This window comes from Pseudomonas sp. S5F11, from assembly GCF_019641515.1.
In the GTDB taxonomy this organism is placed as follows: domain Bacteria; phylum Pseudomonadota; class Gammaproteobacteria; order Pseudomonadales; family Pseudomonadaceae; genus Aquipseudomonas; species Aquipseudomonas rhodesiae.
Genome location: NZ_JAIFJZ010000001.1, coordinates 3,583,342 through 3,599,385, shown reverse-complemented (window position 1 = coordinate 3,599,385; position 16,044 = coordinate 3,583,342). Strand labels below are relative to the sequence as shown.

16 protein-coding genes are annotated in these 16,044 nt (G+C 57.8%); all 16 read right to left on the bottom strand.

Annotated features, from left to right (window positions below; translation table 11 throughout):
• Nucleotides 1-32 precede the first annotated feature (32 nt).
• The 16 genes from glmS to mnmG all read right to left on the bottom strand — a co-directional run bounded on the left by glmS (nt 33) and on the right by mnmG (nt 15,842).
• Nucleotides 33-1,865 (bottom strand): glutamine--fructose-6-phosphate transaminase (isomerizing), encoded by a 1,833-nt coding sequence (gene glmS, locus K1567_RS16185; protein ID WP_034115587.1) that lies wholly within the window; start codon nt 1,863-1,865, stop codon nt 33-35.
• Between the two features lie 10 nt (nt 1,866-1,875).
• Nucleotides 1,876-2,643: a DeoR/GlpR family DNA-binding transcription regulator gene (locus tag K1567_RS16180; protein ID WP_220698644.1), complete on the bottom strand. Its 768-nt coding sequence runs from the start codon at nt 2,641-2,643 to the stop codon at nt 1,876-1,878.
• 226 nt (nt 2,644-2,869) lie between these two features.
• Nucleotides 2,870-4,237: a bifunctional UDP-N-acetylglucosamine diphosphorylase/glucosamine-1-phosphate N-acetyltransferase GlmU gene (glmU, locus tag K1567_RS16175; RefSeq protein WP_220698643.1), complete on the bottom strand. Its 1,368-nt coding sequence runs from the start codon at nt 4,235-4,237 to the stop codon at nt 2,870-2,872.
• A gap of 123 nt (nt 4,238-4,360) precedes the next feature.
• The gene (locus K1567_RS16170; RefSeq protein WP_034101601.1) at nt 4,361-4,777 is read right to left on the bottom strand and encodes a F0F1 ATP synthase subunit epsilon; all 417 of its coding nucleotides are present in this window, start codon (nt 4,775-4,777) and stop codon (nt 4,361-4,363) included.
• Between the two features lie 44 nt (nt 4,778-4,821).
• Nucleotides 4,822-6,198, bottom strand: a complete 1,377-nt coding sequence (atpD, locus tag K1567_RS16165; protein ID WP_034101603.1) for a F0F1 ATP synthase subunit beta — start codon at nt 6,196-6,198, stop codon at nt 4,822-4,824.
• Nucleotides 6,199-6,225: 27 nt separating this feature from the next.
• On the bottom strand, nt 6,226-7,086 hold the full coding sequence (gene atpG, locus K1567_RS16160) for a F0F1 ATP synthase subunit gamma (RefSeq protein WP_010207685.1): 861 nt from the start codon (nt 7,084-7,086) through the stop codon (nt 6,226-6,228).
• A gap of 50 nt (nt 7,087-7,136) precedes the next feature.
• Nucleotides 7,137-8,681 carry a F0F1 ATP synthase subunit alpha gene (gene atpA / locus K1567_RS16155; RefSeq protein WP_034101605.1) on the bottom strand — a complete coding sequence of 515 codons (1,545 nt, stop codon included), beginning with the start codon at nt 8,679-8,681 and terminating at the stop codon, nt 7,137-7,139.
• Nucleotides 8,682-8,702: 21 nt separating this feature from the next.
• Entirely contained in the window at nt 8,703-9,239 is a 537-nt protein-coding gene (locus K1567_RS16150; protein ID WP_003195833.1) for a F0F1 ATP synthase subunit delta, read from the bottom strand.
• Nucleotides 9,240-9,251: 12 nt separating this feature from the next.
• Nucleotides 9,252-9,722 (bottom strand): F0F1 ATP synthase subunit B, encoded by a 471-nt coding sequence (locus K1567_RS16145; protein ID WP_003177066.1) that lies wholly within the window; start codon nt 9,720-9,722, stop codon nt 9,252-9,254.
• 54 nt (nt 9,723-9,776) lie between these two features.
• The gene (gene atpE, locus K1567_RS16140; RefSeq protein ID WP_002555987.1) at nt 9,777-10,034 is read right to left on the bottom strand and encodes a F0F1 ATP synthase subunit C; all 258 of its coding nucleotides are present in this window, start codon (nt 10,032-10,034) and stop codon (nt 9,777-9,779) included.
• Between the two features lie 134 nt (nt 10,035-10,168).
• Entirely contained in the window at nt 10,169-11,038 is an 870-nt protein-coding gene (atpB, locus tag K1567_RS16135) for a F0F1 ATP synthase subunit A (RefSeq protein WP_034101609.1), read from the bottom strand.
• Nucleotides 11,039-11,054: 16 nt separating this feature from the next.
• Nucleotides 11,055-11,462 carry a F0F1 ATP synthase subunit I gene (locus K1567_RS16130; protein ID WP_010565865.1) on the bottom strand — a complete coding sequence of 136 codons (408 nt, stop codon included), beginning with the start codon at nt 11,460-11,462 and terminating at the stop codon, nt 11,055-11,057.
• Between the two features lie 148 nt (nt 11,463-11,610).
• Nucleotides 11,611-12,483: a ParB/RepB/Spo0J family partition protein gene (locus K1567_RS16125; RefSeq protein ID WP_099312966.1), complete on the bottom strand. Its 873-nt coding sequence runs from the start codon at nt 12,481-12,483 to the stop codon at nt 11,611-11,613.
• Between the two features lie 9 nt (nt 12,484-12,492).
• Nucleotides 12,493-13,290 carry a ParA family protein gene (locus K1567_RS16120; RefSeq protein ID WP_016978715.1) on the bottom strand — a complete coding sequence of 266 codons (798 nt, stop codon included), beginning with the start codon at nt 13,288-13,290 and terminating at the stop codon, nt 12,493-12,495.
• 18 nt (nt 13,291-13,308) lie between these two features.
• Complete coding sequence (gene rsmG / locus K1567_RS16115) at nt 13,309-13,953, bottom strand: 16S rRNA (guanine(527)-N(7))-methyltransferase RsmG (RefSeq protein ID WP_034101612.1); 645 nt, start codon at nt 13,951-13,953, stop codon at nt 13,309-13,311.
• Complete coding sequence (gene mnmG, locus K1567_RS16110; protein WP_034101777.1) at nt 13,950-15,842, bottom strand: tRNA uridine-5-carboxymethylaminomethyl(34) synthesis enzyme MnmG; 1,893 nt, start codon at nt 15,840-15,842, stop codon at nt 13,950-13,952. The genes rsmG and mnmG overlap by 4 nt, the downstream gene beginning before the upstream one ends.
• Nucleotides 15,843-16,044 lie beyond the last annotated feature (202 nt).

Here is a 16,044-nt window from a genome sequence, read left to right as displayed (position 1 = left end):
TGACCCAGAATGGGCCCCAGGCGCGTGCGGTATTACTCCACCGTTACCGACTTCGCCAAGTTACGCGGCTGGTCGACGTCAGTACCCTTGAGCACAGCCACGTAGTACGACAGAAGTTGCAGCGGGATGGTGTAAAGGATCGGCGACAGGGTGTCGTGGATGTGCGGCATGTTGATGACGTGGGTGCCTTCGCCATTGCTCATGCCGGCCTTTTCGTCGGCGAACACGATCAGTTGGCCGCCTCGGGCACGTACTTCCTGCAGGTTGGACTTGAGCTTTTCCAACAGTTCATTGTTCGGCGCCACGGTGACCACTGGCATGTCGTCATCCACCAGGGCCAGCGGGCCGTGTTTGAGTTCGCCGGCTGGGTAGGCTTCGGCGTGGATGTACGAGATTTCCTTGAGTTTGAGCGAGCCTTCCATTGCTACTGGGTACTGCGCGCCACGGCCGAGGAACAGGGTGTGGTTCTTGTCGGCGAACAGTTCGGCGACTTTCTCCACGGTGCTGTCCATGGCCAGGGCTTCGCCCAAACGGGTTGGTAGGCGACGCAGTTCTTCGACCAAGGTGGCTTCCACGCCAGCGGCAAGAGTGCCACGCACTTGGCCCAGGGACAGGGTCAGCAGCAACAGGCCGACCAGCTGGGTGGTGAATGCCTTGGTGGAGGCCACGCCGATTTCGCGACCGGCCTGGGTGAGTAGGGTCAGGTCCGACTCACGCACCAGGGAACTGATGCTGACGTTGCAGATCGCCAGGCTGGCCAGGAAACCCAGCTCCTTGGCGTTGCGCAGGGCGGCCAGGGTGTCGGCGGTTTCGCCGGACTGGGAGATGGTCACGAACAACGTATCGGGCTGTACCACCACCTTGCGGTAGCGGAACTCGCTGGCCACTTCGACCTGGCACGGGATGCCGGCCAGTTCCTCCAACCAGTAACGCGCGACCATGCCAGCGTGGTAGCTGGTGCCGCAGGCGACGATCTGTACATTACGGACCTTGGCGAACAACTCGGCGGCTTGTGGGCCGAACGCGTTGACCAGCACTTGCTTGTCGCCAAGGCGACCTTCCAAAGTGCGTTGCACCACGGATGGTTGCTCGTGGATTTCCTTGAGCATGAAGTGGCGAAACTCGCCCTTGTCGGCGGCTTCGGCGCCATCACGGTATTGCACCGCCTCGCGCTCGACAGAGTTGCCGTTGACGTCCCAGATCGCCACGCTTTCGCGACGGATGTCGGCAATATCGCCTTCTTCCAGATACATGAAGCGGTCAGTCACCTGGCGCAGGGCCAGTTGGTCGGAAGCCAGAAAGTTTTCACCCAGGCCCAGGCCAATCACCAACGGGCTGCCACTGCGGGCGGCCACGACGCGGTCGGGCTGGCTGGCGCTGATCACCGCCAGGCCGTAAGCGCCGTGCAGTTCCTTGACGGTGGCCTTGAGGGCGGTGGTCAGGTCGCCGAGATCTTTGAGCTTATGGTTGAGCAGGTGGGCGATCACTTCGGTGTCGGTGTCCGAGGTGAACACATAACCCAGACCCTTGAGTTGCTCGCGCAACACTTCGTGGTTTTCGATGATGCCATTGTGCACCACCGCCAAATCACCGGAAAAATGCGGGTGGGCATTGCGCTCGCACGGTGCACCGTGGGTAGCCCAGCGGGTATGGGCGATGCCCAGGCGGCCGACCAGCGGCTCGCCGGCCAGGGCCTGCTCCAATTCGCTGACCTTGCCCGGGCGACGCGTGCGCTCAAGCTTGCCGGCGTTGGTAAAAACCGCCACACCGGCGCTGTCATAGCCGCGGTATTCCAGGCGCTTGAGGCCTTCGATCAGGATGGGCGTTACGTTACGTTCAGCGACTGCGCCAACAATGCCACACATGGTATTTCTCCTAGATGATTGCCGCGCATATCAGCGTAATGCCGCGGGCTTGGATCTGGTCGCGGGCCTCAAGCGGCAGGCGATCATCGGTAATAAGGGTATGGACGCTGCTCCAGGGCAGTTCCAGGTTGGGAATTTTGCGGCCGATCTTGTCGGACTCGACCATCACCACCACTTCACGGGCGACCTCGGCCATTACGCGGCTCAGGCCCAGCAATTCGTTGAAGGTGGTGGTACCGCGCTGTAAATCGATGCCGTCGGCGCCGATGAACAGTTGATCAAAGTCGTAGGAGCGCAACACCTGCTCGGCGACCTGGCCTTGAAACGAGCCCGAATGCGGGTCCCAGGTGCCGCCGGTCATCAACAGCACTGGCTCGTGTTCCAGTTCGCTCAACGCGCTGGCCACATGCAAGGAGTTGGTCATCACCACCAGGCCAGGCTGGTGGCCCAGCTCGGGGATCATGGCCGCTGTGGTGCTGCCGCTGTCGATGATGATTCGTGCATGCTCACGTAAGCGCTTGACCGCAGCACGGGCGATGGCGCGTTTGTACGCGGAAATGGGTTGGGCAGGATCACCGACCAATTCCTGAGGCATGGTGATTGCGCCACCGTAGCGCCGCAGTAACAGGCCATTGCTTTCCAACGCGGCCAGATCCTTGCGAATGGTAACTTCCGAGGTTTCGAAACGCTTGGCCAATTCATCCACACTGACTTCGCCTCGCTCGTTGAGCAAGGTGAGGATGTTGTGGCGCCGTTGGGGGGTATTACGTTTCGACATGGTAGTGATAAGTTTCGTTTCGAAAGATAACGAAGGCAATCAAAACCTATTGGGATGGTATCGTCAAGCGTCGAGAAGAGATTTTTTAAACGACACATATGAAAATGTGGGAGGGGGCTTGCCCCGATAGCGCTGGGTCAGTCAGCTCATCTGCCACTGACGCACCGCCATCGGGGGCAAGCCCCCTCCCCCTTTGAAGCTAGCTGCTTATGTAACTGTGGATAACTCAGGTCTTCTTGATCTTGACCGGGCGCTTCCAGCCGTCGATGTTGCGCTGGCGAGCGCGGGCGACGCCCAGCTGCAAGTTATCCACATCCTGAATGATGGTGGAACCGGCGGCGGTAGTCGCGCCATCGCCCACTTTGACCGGCGCGACCAACGAATTGTTGGAGCCGATAAATACGTCTTCGCCCAATACGGTCTGGTGTTTATTGGCGCCATCGTAATTGCAGGTGATGGTGCCAGCGCCGATATTGGTGCGCGCACCGATGACGGCGTCCCCAAGGTAAGTCAGGTGACCGGCCTTGGCGCCTTCCCCCAGATGGGCATTTTTCAGTTCAACGAAGTTACCCACATGGGCCTTGGCTTCCAGCACGCTGCCAGGGCGCAGCCGCGCAAACGGGCCGGCATCGCTGCCCTCGCCCATTACGGCACCGTCGATATGGCTGTTGGCCTTGATCACTACGCCTTTGCGCAGGGTGCTGTCCTTGATCACACAGTTGGGGCCAATCACTACGTCGTCTTCGATAATCACGCGGCCTTCGAGGATCACGTTGATATCGATCAGCACGTCGCGGCCGACGGTCACCTCACCACGGATGTCGAAACGTGCCGGATCACGCAGGGTAACGCCCTGGGCCATCAGGCGACGACCTTCGCGCAGTTGGTAGTGACGCTCCAGCTCGGCCAGTTGCTTGCGGTCGTTGGCGCCCTGCACTTCCATCGGGTCGTGGGGCTGCTCGGTGGCCACCAGCAGACCATCGCTCACCGCCATTTCGATGACGTCGGTGAGGTAGTACTCGCCCTGGGCATTGTTGTTGGACAGGCGGCCCATCCAATCCGCGAGGTTCTTGGCAGGCACAGCCAGAATCCCGGTGTTGCCTTCGGTGATGGCGCGTTGGGCTTGGGTGGCGTCTTTGTGCTCAACAATAGCCGCGACCTTGCCGTCGGCGTTGCGCACGATGCGGCCGTAACCGGTGGGGTCATCCAGTTCCACGGTGAGCAGGCCCATTTGGCCTGGAACTACGTGCTGGAGCAGACGTTGCAACGTGTCGACTTCAATAAGCGGCACGTCGCCATAAAGGATCAACACAGTATCTGCGCCGATAAAGGGTACCGCCTGCGCAGTGGCGTGCCCGGTGCCCAATTGCTTGTCTTGGAGGACGAAGTTGAGATCGTCCGCCGCCAGGCGTTCGCGCACCACATCGGCACCATGGCCAATAACGACGTGGATACGCTGGGGCTGCAGTTGCCGGGCGCTGTGGATAACGTGACCCAGCATTGAATGACCGGCGACCGGGTGCAGCACCTTAGGCAGGGCCGAACGCATACGGGTGCCCTGGCCTGCGGCGAGAATGACGATTTCAAGAGACATGAATGGCTACCAATCCTGGGCGGTCCGACTTCAGACCAAAGAAGTGTTTTGCAAAAAAAGAAAAAGGGTAGCCGAGGCTACCCTTTTTAATCAATCGCGCGTGAAGCATGACGGCGTGGCCGCTTACTTCTTGCGGATCTGCTGGAGCGTGCGCAGCTGAGCTGCAGCCTCGGCCAGACGTACAGCTGCAGCGCTGTAGTCGAAGTCCGCACCCTTTTCGTTCAGGGCCTTCTCGGCAGCCTTGACGGCTTCCTGAGCGGAGGCTTCATCCAGGTCACTCGCACGTTGCACGGTGTCGGCAAGTACCTTGACCATGTTCGGCTGAACCTCGAGGAAACCGCCGGAGATGTAAAACACCTCCTTTTCCCCGCCTTGCTTGGTCAGAGTGATCGGACCTGGCTTCAAGCTGGTGATCAATGGCGCGTGGCCCATGGCAATACCCAGGTCACCGAGTTCGCCGTGTGCAATCACCATTTCTACCAGACCGGAGAAGATTTCCCCTTCCGCGCTGACGATATCGCAATGGACTGTCATAGCCATCTGATTGCCTCAACCTGATGAGCGCCCGTTTCCGGGCGCCTGGATTACAGTTTCTTGGCTTTCTCGATCGCTTCTTCGATGCCGCCGACCATGTAGAACGCTTGTTCTGGCAGGTGGTCGTAGTCACCGTTGAGGATGCCTTTGAAGCCAGCAATGGTGTCTTTCAGGGAAACGTATTTACCCGAAGCACCGGTGAAGACTTCAGCCACGAAGAACGGCTGCGACAAGAAGCGCTGGATCTTACGAGCACGGTTTACCAACTGCTTGTCGGCTTCCGACAGCTCGTCCATACCCAGGATCGCAATGATGTCCTTCAGTTCTTTGTAACGCTGCAGCACGTACTGAACGCCGCGAGCGGTGTCGTAGTGCTCCTGGCCGATCACGTTCGGGTCCAGCTGGCGCGAAGTCGAGTCCAGTGGATCGACCGCTGGGTAGATACCCAGGGAAGCGATGTCACGGGACAGTACAACGGTGGCGTCCAAGTGGGCGAAGGTGGTCGCTGGGGACGGGTCGGTCAAGTCATCCGCAGGTACGTATACCGCTTGGATCGAGGTGATCGAACCTTCCTTGGTCGAAGTGATACGTTCTTGCAGAACGCCCATCTCTTCAGCCAGGGTCGGCTGGTAACCTACTGCAGAAGGCATACGGCCCAGCAGTGCGGATACTTCAGTACCGGCCAGGGTGTAACGGTAGATGTTGTCGACGAACAGCAGAACGTCGTTACCTTCGTCACGGAACTTCTCGGCCATGGTCAGGCCAGTCAGTGCTACGCGCAGACGGTTTCCCGGCGGCTCGTTCATCTGACCGTAAACCAGTGCCACTTTGTCCAGAACGTTGGAGTCCTTCATCTCGTGGTAGAAGTCGTTACCCTCACGAGTACGCTCACCCACACCGGCGAACACGGAATAACCGCTGTGCTCGATGGCGATGTTACGGATCAGTTCCATCATGTTTACGGTCTTGCCTACACCGGCACCACCGAACAGACCGACTTTACCGCCTTTGGCGAACGGGCAAACCAGGTCGATAACCTTGATGCCGGTTTCCAGCAGGTCGTTGCCGCCTGCCTGTTCTGCGAACGACGGCGCGGCGCGGTGGATACCCCAACGTTCGTCGGTGGCAATCGGGCCAGCTTCGTCGATCGGGTTGCCCAGTACGTCCATGATCCGGCCCAGGGTCGCTTTACCGACCGGTACGGAGATGGCTGCGCCAGAGTCGATAACGTCCAGACCGCGCTTCAAGCCTTCGGTGGAACCCATCGCAATGGTACGAACTACGCCGTCGCCCAGCTGTTGCTGAACTTCCAGGGTAGTGTCCGCGCCTTGTACTTTCAGCGCGTTGTAGATGCTCGGTACGCTGTCGCGTGGAAATTCCACGTCGATAACGGCGCCGATGATTTGAACGATACGTCCGCTACTCATAGCTGGATCCTCTGAATATTTGAACCGTTAAACCGCGGCAGCGCCGCCGACGATTTCCGAGATCTCTTGGGTGATCGCAGCCTGACGCGCCTTGTTGTAGATCAGCTGCAAATCGCTGATCAGATCACCGGCGTTATCGGTAGCGTTTTTCATCGCGATCATCCGCGCCGCTTGTTCAGCTGCGTTGTTCTCGACCACCGCCTGGTACACCTGCGACTCCACGTAGCGCACCATCAAGCCGTCAAGCAGCTCTTTGGCGTCTGGTTCGTAGAGGTAGTCCCAGTGGTGCTTGAGTTCCTGATCCGGGGTCGCCACCAGTGGAATCAATTGCTCCACGGTCGGCTGCTGGGTCATGGTGTTGATGAATTTGTTGGATACCACGGACAGGCGGTCAATCCGGCCTTCCAGGTACGCATCCAGCATCACCTTCACACTGCCGATCAAATCATTGATCGACGGCTCTTCACCCAGGTGGCTGATAGCTGCAACGACGTTACCGCCGAAGTTACGGAAAAAGGCCGCACCCTTGCTACCAACAACACACAGATCGATCTCGACGCCTTTTTCGCGGTTTACCGCCATGTCCTTGACCAGGGCCTTGAACAGGTTGGTATTCAAACCACCGCACAAACCACGGTCACTGCTCACTACGACATAACCAACGCGCTTAACTTCGCGGTCGATCATGAACGGGTGGCGGTATTCCGGGTTGGCGTTGGCCAGATGCCCAATTACCTGGCGGATACGCTCCGCATAAGGACGGCTAGCAGCCATGCGCATTTGTGCCTTGCGCATTTTGCTGACCGCCACTTTTTCCATGGCGCTGGTAATTTTTTGCGTGCTTTTGATGCTCGCAATCTTACTGCGAATCTCTTTTGCGCCTGCCATGTAACACCTATCAGGTTAGCAAGCGGGAGCCTTGCGGCTCCCGCTGCGGCTTACCAGGTTTGGGTGGCCTTGAACTTCTCGATACCGGCTTTCATGCCAGCGTCGATATCGTCATTGAAGTCACCCTTCACGTTGATCTTCGCCATCAAATCGGCGTGATCGCGGTTGAAGTAAGCAATCAGCGCTTGTTCAAAGCTGCCGACCTTGGCGATTTCAACGTCGGTCAGGAACCCACGCTCAGCGGCATACAGCGACAACGCCATGTCAGCGATCGACATTGGGGCGTATTGCTTCTGCTTCATCAGCTCGGTAACGCGCTGACCATGCTCAAGTTGCTTACGGGTCGCTTCGTCCAGGTCAGAAGCGAACTGGGCGAATGCCGCCAGTTCACGGTACTGAGCCAGAGCGGTACGGATACCACCGGAGAGCTTCTTGATGATCTTGGTCTGAGCGGCACCACCCACACGGGATACCGAAACACCGGCGTTCACTGCAGGGCGGATGCCCGAGTTGAACATGGCCGATTCCAGGAAGATCTGACCGTCGGTGATGGAAATCACGTTGGTCGGAACGAACGCGGAAACGTCGCCAGCCTGGGTTTCGATGATCGGCAGTGCGGTCAGGGAACCGGTTTTGCCGGTCACTGCGCCGTTGGTGAACTTCTCTACATACTCTTCCGAAACGCGGGATGCGCGCTCCAGCAGACGGGAGTGGAGGTAGAACACGTCGCCTGGGTAAGCTTCACGGCCTGGTGGACGGCGCAGCAGCAGGGAAATCTGGCGGTAAGCCACTGCTTGCTTGGACAGATCGTCATAAACGATCAGCGCGTCTTCACCGCGGTCGCGGAAGAATTCACCCATGGTGCAACCGGAGTACGGTGCCAGGAATTGCAGCGCAGGAGATTCCGAAGCACTGGCAGCCACGATGATCGTGTTGGCCAGGGCGCCGTTTTCTTCCAGCTTGCGAACCACGTTGGCGATGGTCGATTGCTTCTGACCGATGGCTACGTAGACGCAGAAAATGCCGCTGTTCTTCTGGTTGATGATCGCGTCGATCGCCAGAGCGGTTTTACCGATCTGACGGTCACCGATGATCAGCTCACGCTGGCCACGGCCGACAGGGATCATGGCATCGACAGCCTTGTAGCCAGTCTGTACAGGCTGGTCTACCGACTTACGCCAGATCACGCCTGGAGCAACTTTCTCGACCGCGTCGGTCTCGGTGTTGCCCAGTGGACCTTTGCCGTCAACAGGGTTACCCAGTGCGTCGACTACGCGACCCAGCAGTTCCTTACCAACCGGAACTTCCAGGATGCGGCCAGTGCACTTGGCGCTCATGCCTTCAGCCAGACTGGTGTATGCGCCCAGTACAACGGCACCTACGGAGTCTTGCTCCAGGTTGAGGGCCATACCGTAGACGCCGCCCGGAAACTCGATCATCTCGCCGTACATAACGTCGGCCAGACCGTGAATCCGCACGATGCCGTCAGATACGCTGACGACAGTGCCTTCGTTACGGGCTTGGGAGGTCACATCGAGCTTGTCGATGCGGCCCTTGATAATTTCACTTATTTCGGAAGGATTGAGTTGCTGCATTGCTCTGCTGCCCCTTCAAACTCAAGATTTCAATGCTTCGGCAAGTTTCGCGATTTTGCCGCGAATCGAGCCATCGATAACCAGGTCGCCGGCACGGATAACAACACCACCAATCAGGGATGCGTCCTCCGAAGCTTGCAGGCGCACTTCCCGATTGAGTCGTGCACTGAGAACCTTGGCGAGTTTGTCTTGCTGTTCTTGGTTCAATGCGAAAGCACTGGTCACTTCAACGTCTACCGATTTCTCTGCTTCAGCCTTGTACAGGTCGAACAGCGCGGCGATCTCCGGCAACAGCGGGAGACGGTCGTTTTCGGCAATGACGTGAATGAAGTTCTGCACCTTCACATCAAACTTGTCGCCGCACACTTCAATAAAAGTGGCGGCCTTGTCTGCGCTCGTCAGGCGCGGGGCCTTGAGCACGCGCTGCATGGTGTCGTCTTGCGACACTGCTGCAGCCAGGCCGAGCATGGCTGACCAAGAGGCCAGCTGCTGGTGGGCCTGGGCGTGCTCGAAGGCTGCCTTAGCGTAAGGTCGGGCCAACGTGGTCAGTTCTGCCATGATCGCCCTCGCTTAAATTTCAGCAGCCAGTTTGTTAACCAGCTCCGCGTGCGCGTTTTGATCGATTGTGGCACCGAGGATCTTCTCAGCACCGCCGACCGCCAGAGCACCCAGTTGGGCACGCAGCGCGTCTTTGACGCCGTTCAGTTCCTGTTCGATCTCGGCATGAGCCGAAGCCTTCACACGGTCAGCTTCGACGCGGGCTTTTTCAACAGCCTCTTCGACGATCTGGTTACCGCGTTTCTTGGCTTGCTCAATGATCTCAGCTGCCTGTGCTTTAGCTTCGCGCAGTTGATGACCCACTTTCTCTTGGGCCAACTCCAGGTCGCGAGCTGCACGGCTGGCAGCGTCCAAGCCGTCCGCGATCTTCTTCTGACGTTCGTGCAAAGCCGCGATGACCGGAGGCCACACGAACTTCATGCAAAACACTACAAAAATGAAGAACGCAACGGATTGGCCAATCAGGGTTGCATTAATGTTCACGCCAACACCTCGCTCATTCGTTGTCCATCACCCCAATCACTCGAAATCGAGTGATTAGCCAGCGAGTTGACCAACGAAGGGGTTCGCGAAGGTGAAGAACAGTGCGATACCAACGCCGATCATGGTCACGGCGTCGAGCAGGCCGGCGACGATGAACATTTTAACTTGCAGCATTGGGACCATTTCTGGCTGACGCGCTGCGCCTTCCAGGAACTTGCCGCCCAGCAGGCCGAAACCAATGGCAGTACCCAGAGCGCCCAGGCCGATCAACAGTGCAACAGCGATAGCGGTTAGACCAACTACAGTTTCCATCTTTCCTCCCGACTTTTACGTCGTATGGTTTAGGTTTTTTAGATTTTAAAGCGGTAAAACAAATCGTTTCATTAGCCCTGGTGGGCCACCTTCCCGTTTCACCGGGAAGGACATCAGACTGGTCGAGACCTGCCTTAATGGTTCTCTTCGTGCGCCATCGACAGGTAGACGATGGTCAGCATCATGAAGATGAAGGCCTGCAGGGTAATGATCAGGATGTGGAATACAGCCCACGCCCACTGCAGAACAACGCCCAGGCCGCTAAGCCAGAGCAGACCGCTGCCGAACATCACAGCAATCAGAATGAACACCAGTTCGCCGGCATACATGTTGCCGAACAGTCGCAGTGCCAGGGAAATCGGCTTGGCGACCAGGGTGACGAACTCCAGCAGGAAGTTCACCGGAATCAGCAGGGCCTGAACGAAAATGTTCTTGCTGCCGAACGGGTGCAGGGTCAGCTCGCCGATGAAGCCGCCGATGCCCTTGACTTTGATGCTGTAGAAAATGATCAACGCGAACACCGACAGGGCCATGCCCAGGGTGGCGTTAGGGTCCGTGGTGGAAACGGCACGGAATGGAATGTGGTGATCGCCGGAGATCAGGATCGCCAATTGAGGAATCCAGTCGACCGGAATCAGGTCGACGGCGTTCATCAGGAACACCCAGACGAAGATGGTCAGTGCCAGCGGTGCGATCACCGGGCTACGGCCATGGAAGCTGTCTTTCACGCTGCCATCGACGAATTCGACCAATACCTCAACGAAGTTCTGCAGGGCACCCGGCTGACCGGAAGTCGCCTTTTTCGCCGCCATGCGGAAAATCAGGACGAAGATCAGACCCAGTGCGACCGACCAGCCCAGAGTATCCAGGTGGAAAGCCCAAAAGCCCATTTCTTTGGCTTCTGCTGCGGTGTGGGCGAAGCCCCAGCCGCCGTTGGGAAGCTGACCGAAGGTCAGGTTCTGCAAGTGGTGCTGGATATAGCCCGAAGCGGTTGTTTCTGCCATGGTTGCCTCAAACGCCCTAAGGTTTCGAAAGTCTTGTTTTCATTAGCAGGGGAGCGAACCAGCTGACCAGTTGGGTCAACACGAAGACACCGAATACAGCCAGCGGCGCCAATGGCTTCACACCTGCAAAGGTCAGTGCAAACAGCACTGCCGTCAAAATCAGTTTCCCCGCCTCGCCGGCATAAAAAGACCGGACGATGGCCTGGGCTGCTCGGGCGCCGGAAAACCGAAAGGCCCTGTGAGCAAAATACATATTGGGCAGCAAGGCTATCAGGCCTCCGCAGAGTCCTGAATATCCGGCTACGACTCCATGCCAATACCAAAGCGCCAATGCGGCGATCAGCAGGATGACAAATTGAGCCAATAAAACCGGGAAAACGGCCAAGCGATGGAACGGCAACGTGTTTGGCGTGCGGGTTTCCATCACTCTTGCTCCTCAATGGTCGGCTGCCGGAAATCAATAACTTGGCATAATTTGTGCCGACAAAATGCGCGCAGAGTATAGGGGCGGTTCAGCCCCTATTCAACTGTCGGGTAGTGATTTCCGATCACGCGCTACATAAGCAAATGTTTCAGCGGATGTGGGCAAGGACGCCCTGAAGCTCATCGAGGGAGTTATATCCGATGACCAATTGGCCTTTGCCCTTCTTGCCATGGCGAATTTGCACCGCAGAGCCCAGGCGCTCGGCCAGGCGCTGCTCGAGACGAGCGATATCCGGATCAGGTTTGGCCGTTTCGACCGGTGCAGGTTTACCACTGAGCCACTGCCGAACCAATGCCTCGGTCTGACGAACAGTGAGCCCTCGTGCGACAACGTGTCGCGCCCCTTCAACCTGTTGATTTTCCGGCAAACCGAGCAATGCACGGGCATGGCCCATTTCCAGGTCACCGTGGGACAACATGGTCTTGATGACTTCCGGCAGCGCGATCAGACGTAGCAGGTTGGACACAGTTACGCGGGATTTACCTACCGCCTCGGCCACCTGTTGCTGGGTCAGCTGGAATTCCTGCTGCAAACGCTGCAACGCAATCGCTTCTTCGATGGGGTTGAGGTCTTCACGCTGGATGTTCTCGATCAAGGCCATGGCGATCGCGGTTTCGTCCGGCACATCGCGGACCATCGCCGGGATCGTCTCTTTGCCGGCCTGCTGGCTGGCGCGCCAGCGGCGCTCGCCGGCGATGATCTCAAATCGGCCCCCGCCGATCGGGCGAACCACGATCGGTTGCATCACACCCTGGGCCTTGACCGAATTGGCCAGTTCTTCCAGCGCCTGAGGATCCATGTCCCGGCGCGGCTGGTATTTACCGCGCTGGATCAGGTCCAGGGGCAGGTGCTGCAACTCGCGCTCGTCAGCCTGCACCGCTTGTTCTTCAAGGGATGTAACGGTCGGACCACTCAACAGTGCATCCAGTCCACGTCCGAGACCTCGTTTCTTGACGGCCATGGGGATTCCTTAAGTTGGCTGGGCGGCAGCGGTGCGTGAGTTGCGGCGTTGGCGACGGACCATCTCGCCGGCCAGTGCCAGGTAGGCAATGGCGCCACGGGACGATTTGTCGTAAGCCAGGGCAGGCATGCCGTAGCTCGGGGCTTCGGCCAAACGGATGTTGCGCGGGATCACCGTATCGTAGAGCTGGTCGCCGAAGTGTTCCTTGAGCTGCGCCGACACATCGTTCATCAGGCTCAGGCGCGGATCGAACATAGTCCGCAAAAGACCTTCGATCTGTAGGTTCGGGTTGAGCAACTCGGCAATCCGCTTGATGTTATCCACAAGATCACTCAAGCCTTCGAGCGCGTAGTACTCGCACTGCATGGGGATGATCACCCCATCGGCAGCGACCAGCGCGTTGAGCGTGAGCATCGACAATGAGGGTGGGCAGTCGATCAAAATGTAATCGTAATTCTCGCGGATCGGTGCCAAGGCGCTGCGCAGACGGCTTTCTTTCATCTGCATTTCCAGCAGCACCACTTCGGCCGCAGTCAGATCGCGGTTGGCCGGCAGTAGCTGATAACCGCCGTGTTCGGAATAGTGCATGGCCTGAGCCAGGTCGCACTCGCCGATCAGCAAGTCATAGACTGAGTTTTCCAGGCCGTGTTTATCCACACCGCTACCCATGGTGGCGTTGCCCTGTGGATCAAGATCGATCAACAGCACCCGGCGCTTGGTGGCCACCAGGGATGCTGCGAGGTTGATGCAGGTGGTGGTTTTGCCCACGCCACCTTTTTGGTTCGCTATCGCGAATACCTTAGCCATTCTTGCTTGTGTTCCCAATCATGCCGTGCGGCGCAGTATCAGCAGATGGCGTTGGCCTTGGCAACCGGGTACGGCCAAGGCGTGTTCGCTATCAAGGTGGAAGTCCGTCGGCAATGCTAACAGCTCATCGCTTGGATGGACGCCCTTCATTGCCAGCCAACGGGTGTCTTGGTCGCCCAGGTGGCGGGTCCAGTTGCTGAAGTTTTCCATGCTACTGAACGCCCGGGAAACAATTCCGTTGAAGGGCTGTTCAGGCTTAAAGGCTTCGACGCGGCTGTGGATAACCTGCAGGTTATCCAATTTGAGTTCGAGTTTGACCTGAGTCAGGAAGCGCGTTTTCTTGCCGTTACTGTCCAGGCAAGTAACTTGAGACTCAGGAAACAGAATGGCCAGAGGAATGCCAGGCATGCCTCCGCCACTGCCCACGTCCAGCCAACGACCATTTTCGATAAAGGGCATCACGCTCAAGCTGTCGAGCAAATGACGCGACACCATCTCGTCGGGATCGCGCACGGCCGTCAGGTTGTAAGCCTTGTTCCACTTGATCAGCAGAGCCAGATAGCCCAGCAGCAAGTCATGCTGGGCCGGGGTAAGGTCGACGCCCAACTGGCGCGCACCTGTGGATAACTCTTCGGCATGTTGCGAGGTGACCAACGAACTCAAGCGCTTTGCTCCAACTGACGGCCCGCGCCGCGTTTTTTCAAATGAATCATCAACAGCGAGATCGCTGCCGGGGTAACGCCAGGGATCCGCGAAGCCTGGCCCAGGGTTTCAGGGCGAGTTATCCCCAGCTTGCTTTGGATCTCCTTCGAGAGCCCGGAAATGCTGGTGTAGTCGATATCCAGAGGTAGCTTGGTGTCTTCACTGGCGCGCAAGCGGGCAATTTCATCCTGCTGGCGGTCAATGTAACCGGCGTACTTGGTTTTGATTTCAATCTGTTCGGCGACCTGTGGGTCTTCTGCGCCCTGCCCCGTCACTTCGACCAAGCCAGCGTAGTCGATTTCCGGACGGGACAGCAGGTTCAGAAGGTTGTACTCGTGGGTCAGTGGCGTGCCGAACTTTTCGGCAATCGCGTCACCCTGCTCGGTGCCCGGGCGAACCCAAGTACTTTTCAGGCGTTGCTCTTCCAGCGCGATGCTCTCGCGTTTTTTGCAGAAAGCAGCCCAACGCACATCGTCGACCAGGCCCAGTTCGCGGCCTTTTTCGGTCAGGCGCAGATCGGCATTGTCTTCACGCAGGATCAAACGGTATTCCGCCCGCGAGGTAAACATCCGGTACGGTTCCTGGGTGCCCAGGGTAATCAGGTCATCGACCAATACACCGATGTATGCCTCATCGCGACGCGGGCACCAGCTGTCTTTGCCTTGGGCACGCAATGCTGCGTTGGTCCCGGCCAGTAAACCCTGGGCCCCGGCTTCTTCGTAACCGGTGGTGCCGTTGATTTGCCCGGCGAAGAACAAACCGCCGATCACTTTGGTTTCCAGGCTGTATTTCAGATCGCGGGGGTCGAAGTAGTCATATTCGATGGCGTAACCCGGGCGCACGATGTGTGCGTTTTCCATGCCGCGAATCGATTGCACGATCTGGATTTGCACATCGAAGGGCAGCGAAGTGGAAATGCCGTTCGGATACAACTCGTGGGTCGTCAGGCCTTCGGGCTCGATGAAGACCTGATGGCTTTCCTTGTCGGCAAAGCGGTGGATCTTGTCTTCGATCGATGGGCAATAGCGCGGGCCGACGCCTTCGATGACCCCGGAATACATCGGCGAGCGGTCGAGGTTCGCCGCGATGATTTCGTGGGTACGGGCGTTGGTGTGGGTGATCCAGCAACTGACCTGTTTAGGGTGTTGCTCTTTGGAGCCCATGAACGACATCACTGGAATCGGCGTATCGCCCGCTTGTTCGGTCATCACCGAAAAGTCCACAGAACGCCCATCGATACGCGGCGGCGTCCCGGTTTTCAAACGACCGACACGTAGCGGCAATTCACGTAGGCGTTTTGCCAGGGCAATCGACGGCGGGTCGCCGGCGCGACCGCCGGAATAATTCTGCATACCGATGTGGATAAGTCCGCCCAGGAACGTACCTGTGGTCAACACCACGGATTCAGCAAAGAAACGCAGGCCCATTTGGGTGACGACACCGCGCACCTGGTCTTGCTCAACGATCAGGTCATCGGCTGCCTGTTGAAATATCCACAGGTTCGGCTGGTTTTCCAGGGTTTCGCGCACCGCCGCCTTGTACAGGATGCGGTCGGCTTGTGCCCGAGTCGCTCGCACAGCAGGGCCTTTGCGGCTATTGAGCACGCGAAATTGAATACCGCCCTTGTCGGTGGCCATTGCCATCGCGCCGCCGAGGGCGTCGATTTCTTTGACCAGATGGCTTTTACCAATGCCACCGATGGCAGGGTTGCAACTCATCGCACCGAGGGTTTCCACGTTGTGCGTCAACAGCAGGGTTTTAACACCCATGCGCGCTGAGGCCAGTGCTGCCTCGGTACCGGCATGACCGCCGCCGATGACGATCACTTCAAAACGGGAAGGGAAATCCACCACGCACCTCGTGCCTGCTTATGTAGGTAATCAGGAATTGTTTGTTGAAAGGGTTTTGGAGCTTTGGCGGCAAGTATAGGGACTTAGCCCTTCCTAAAGAACCCTTTGCACAAAATTTAACCAGCTGTGGATGAATCACAGACAATAGAAATTAAAAGAGAGAAATTTATTAAGTCTTTGTTTTTATGTTTATTTCTACTGA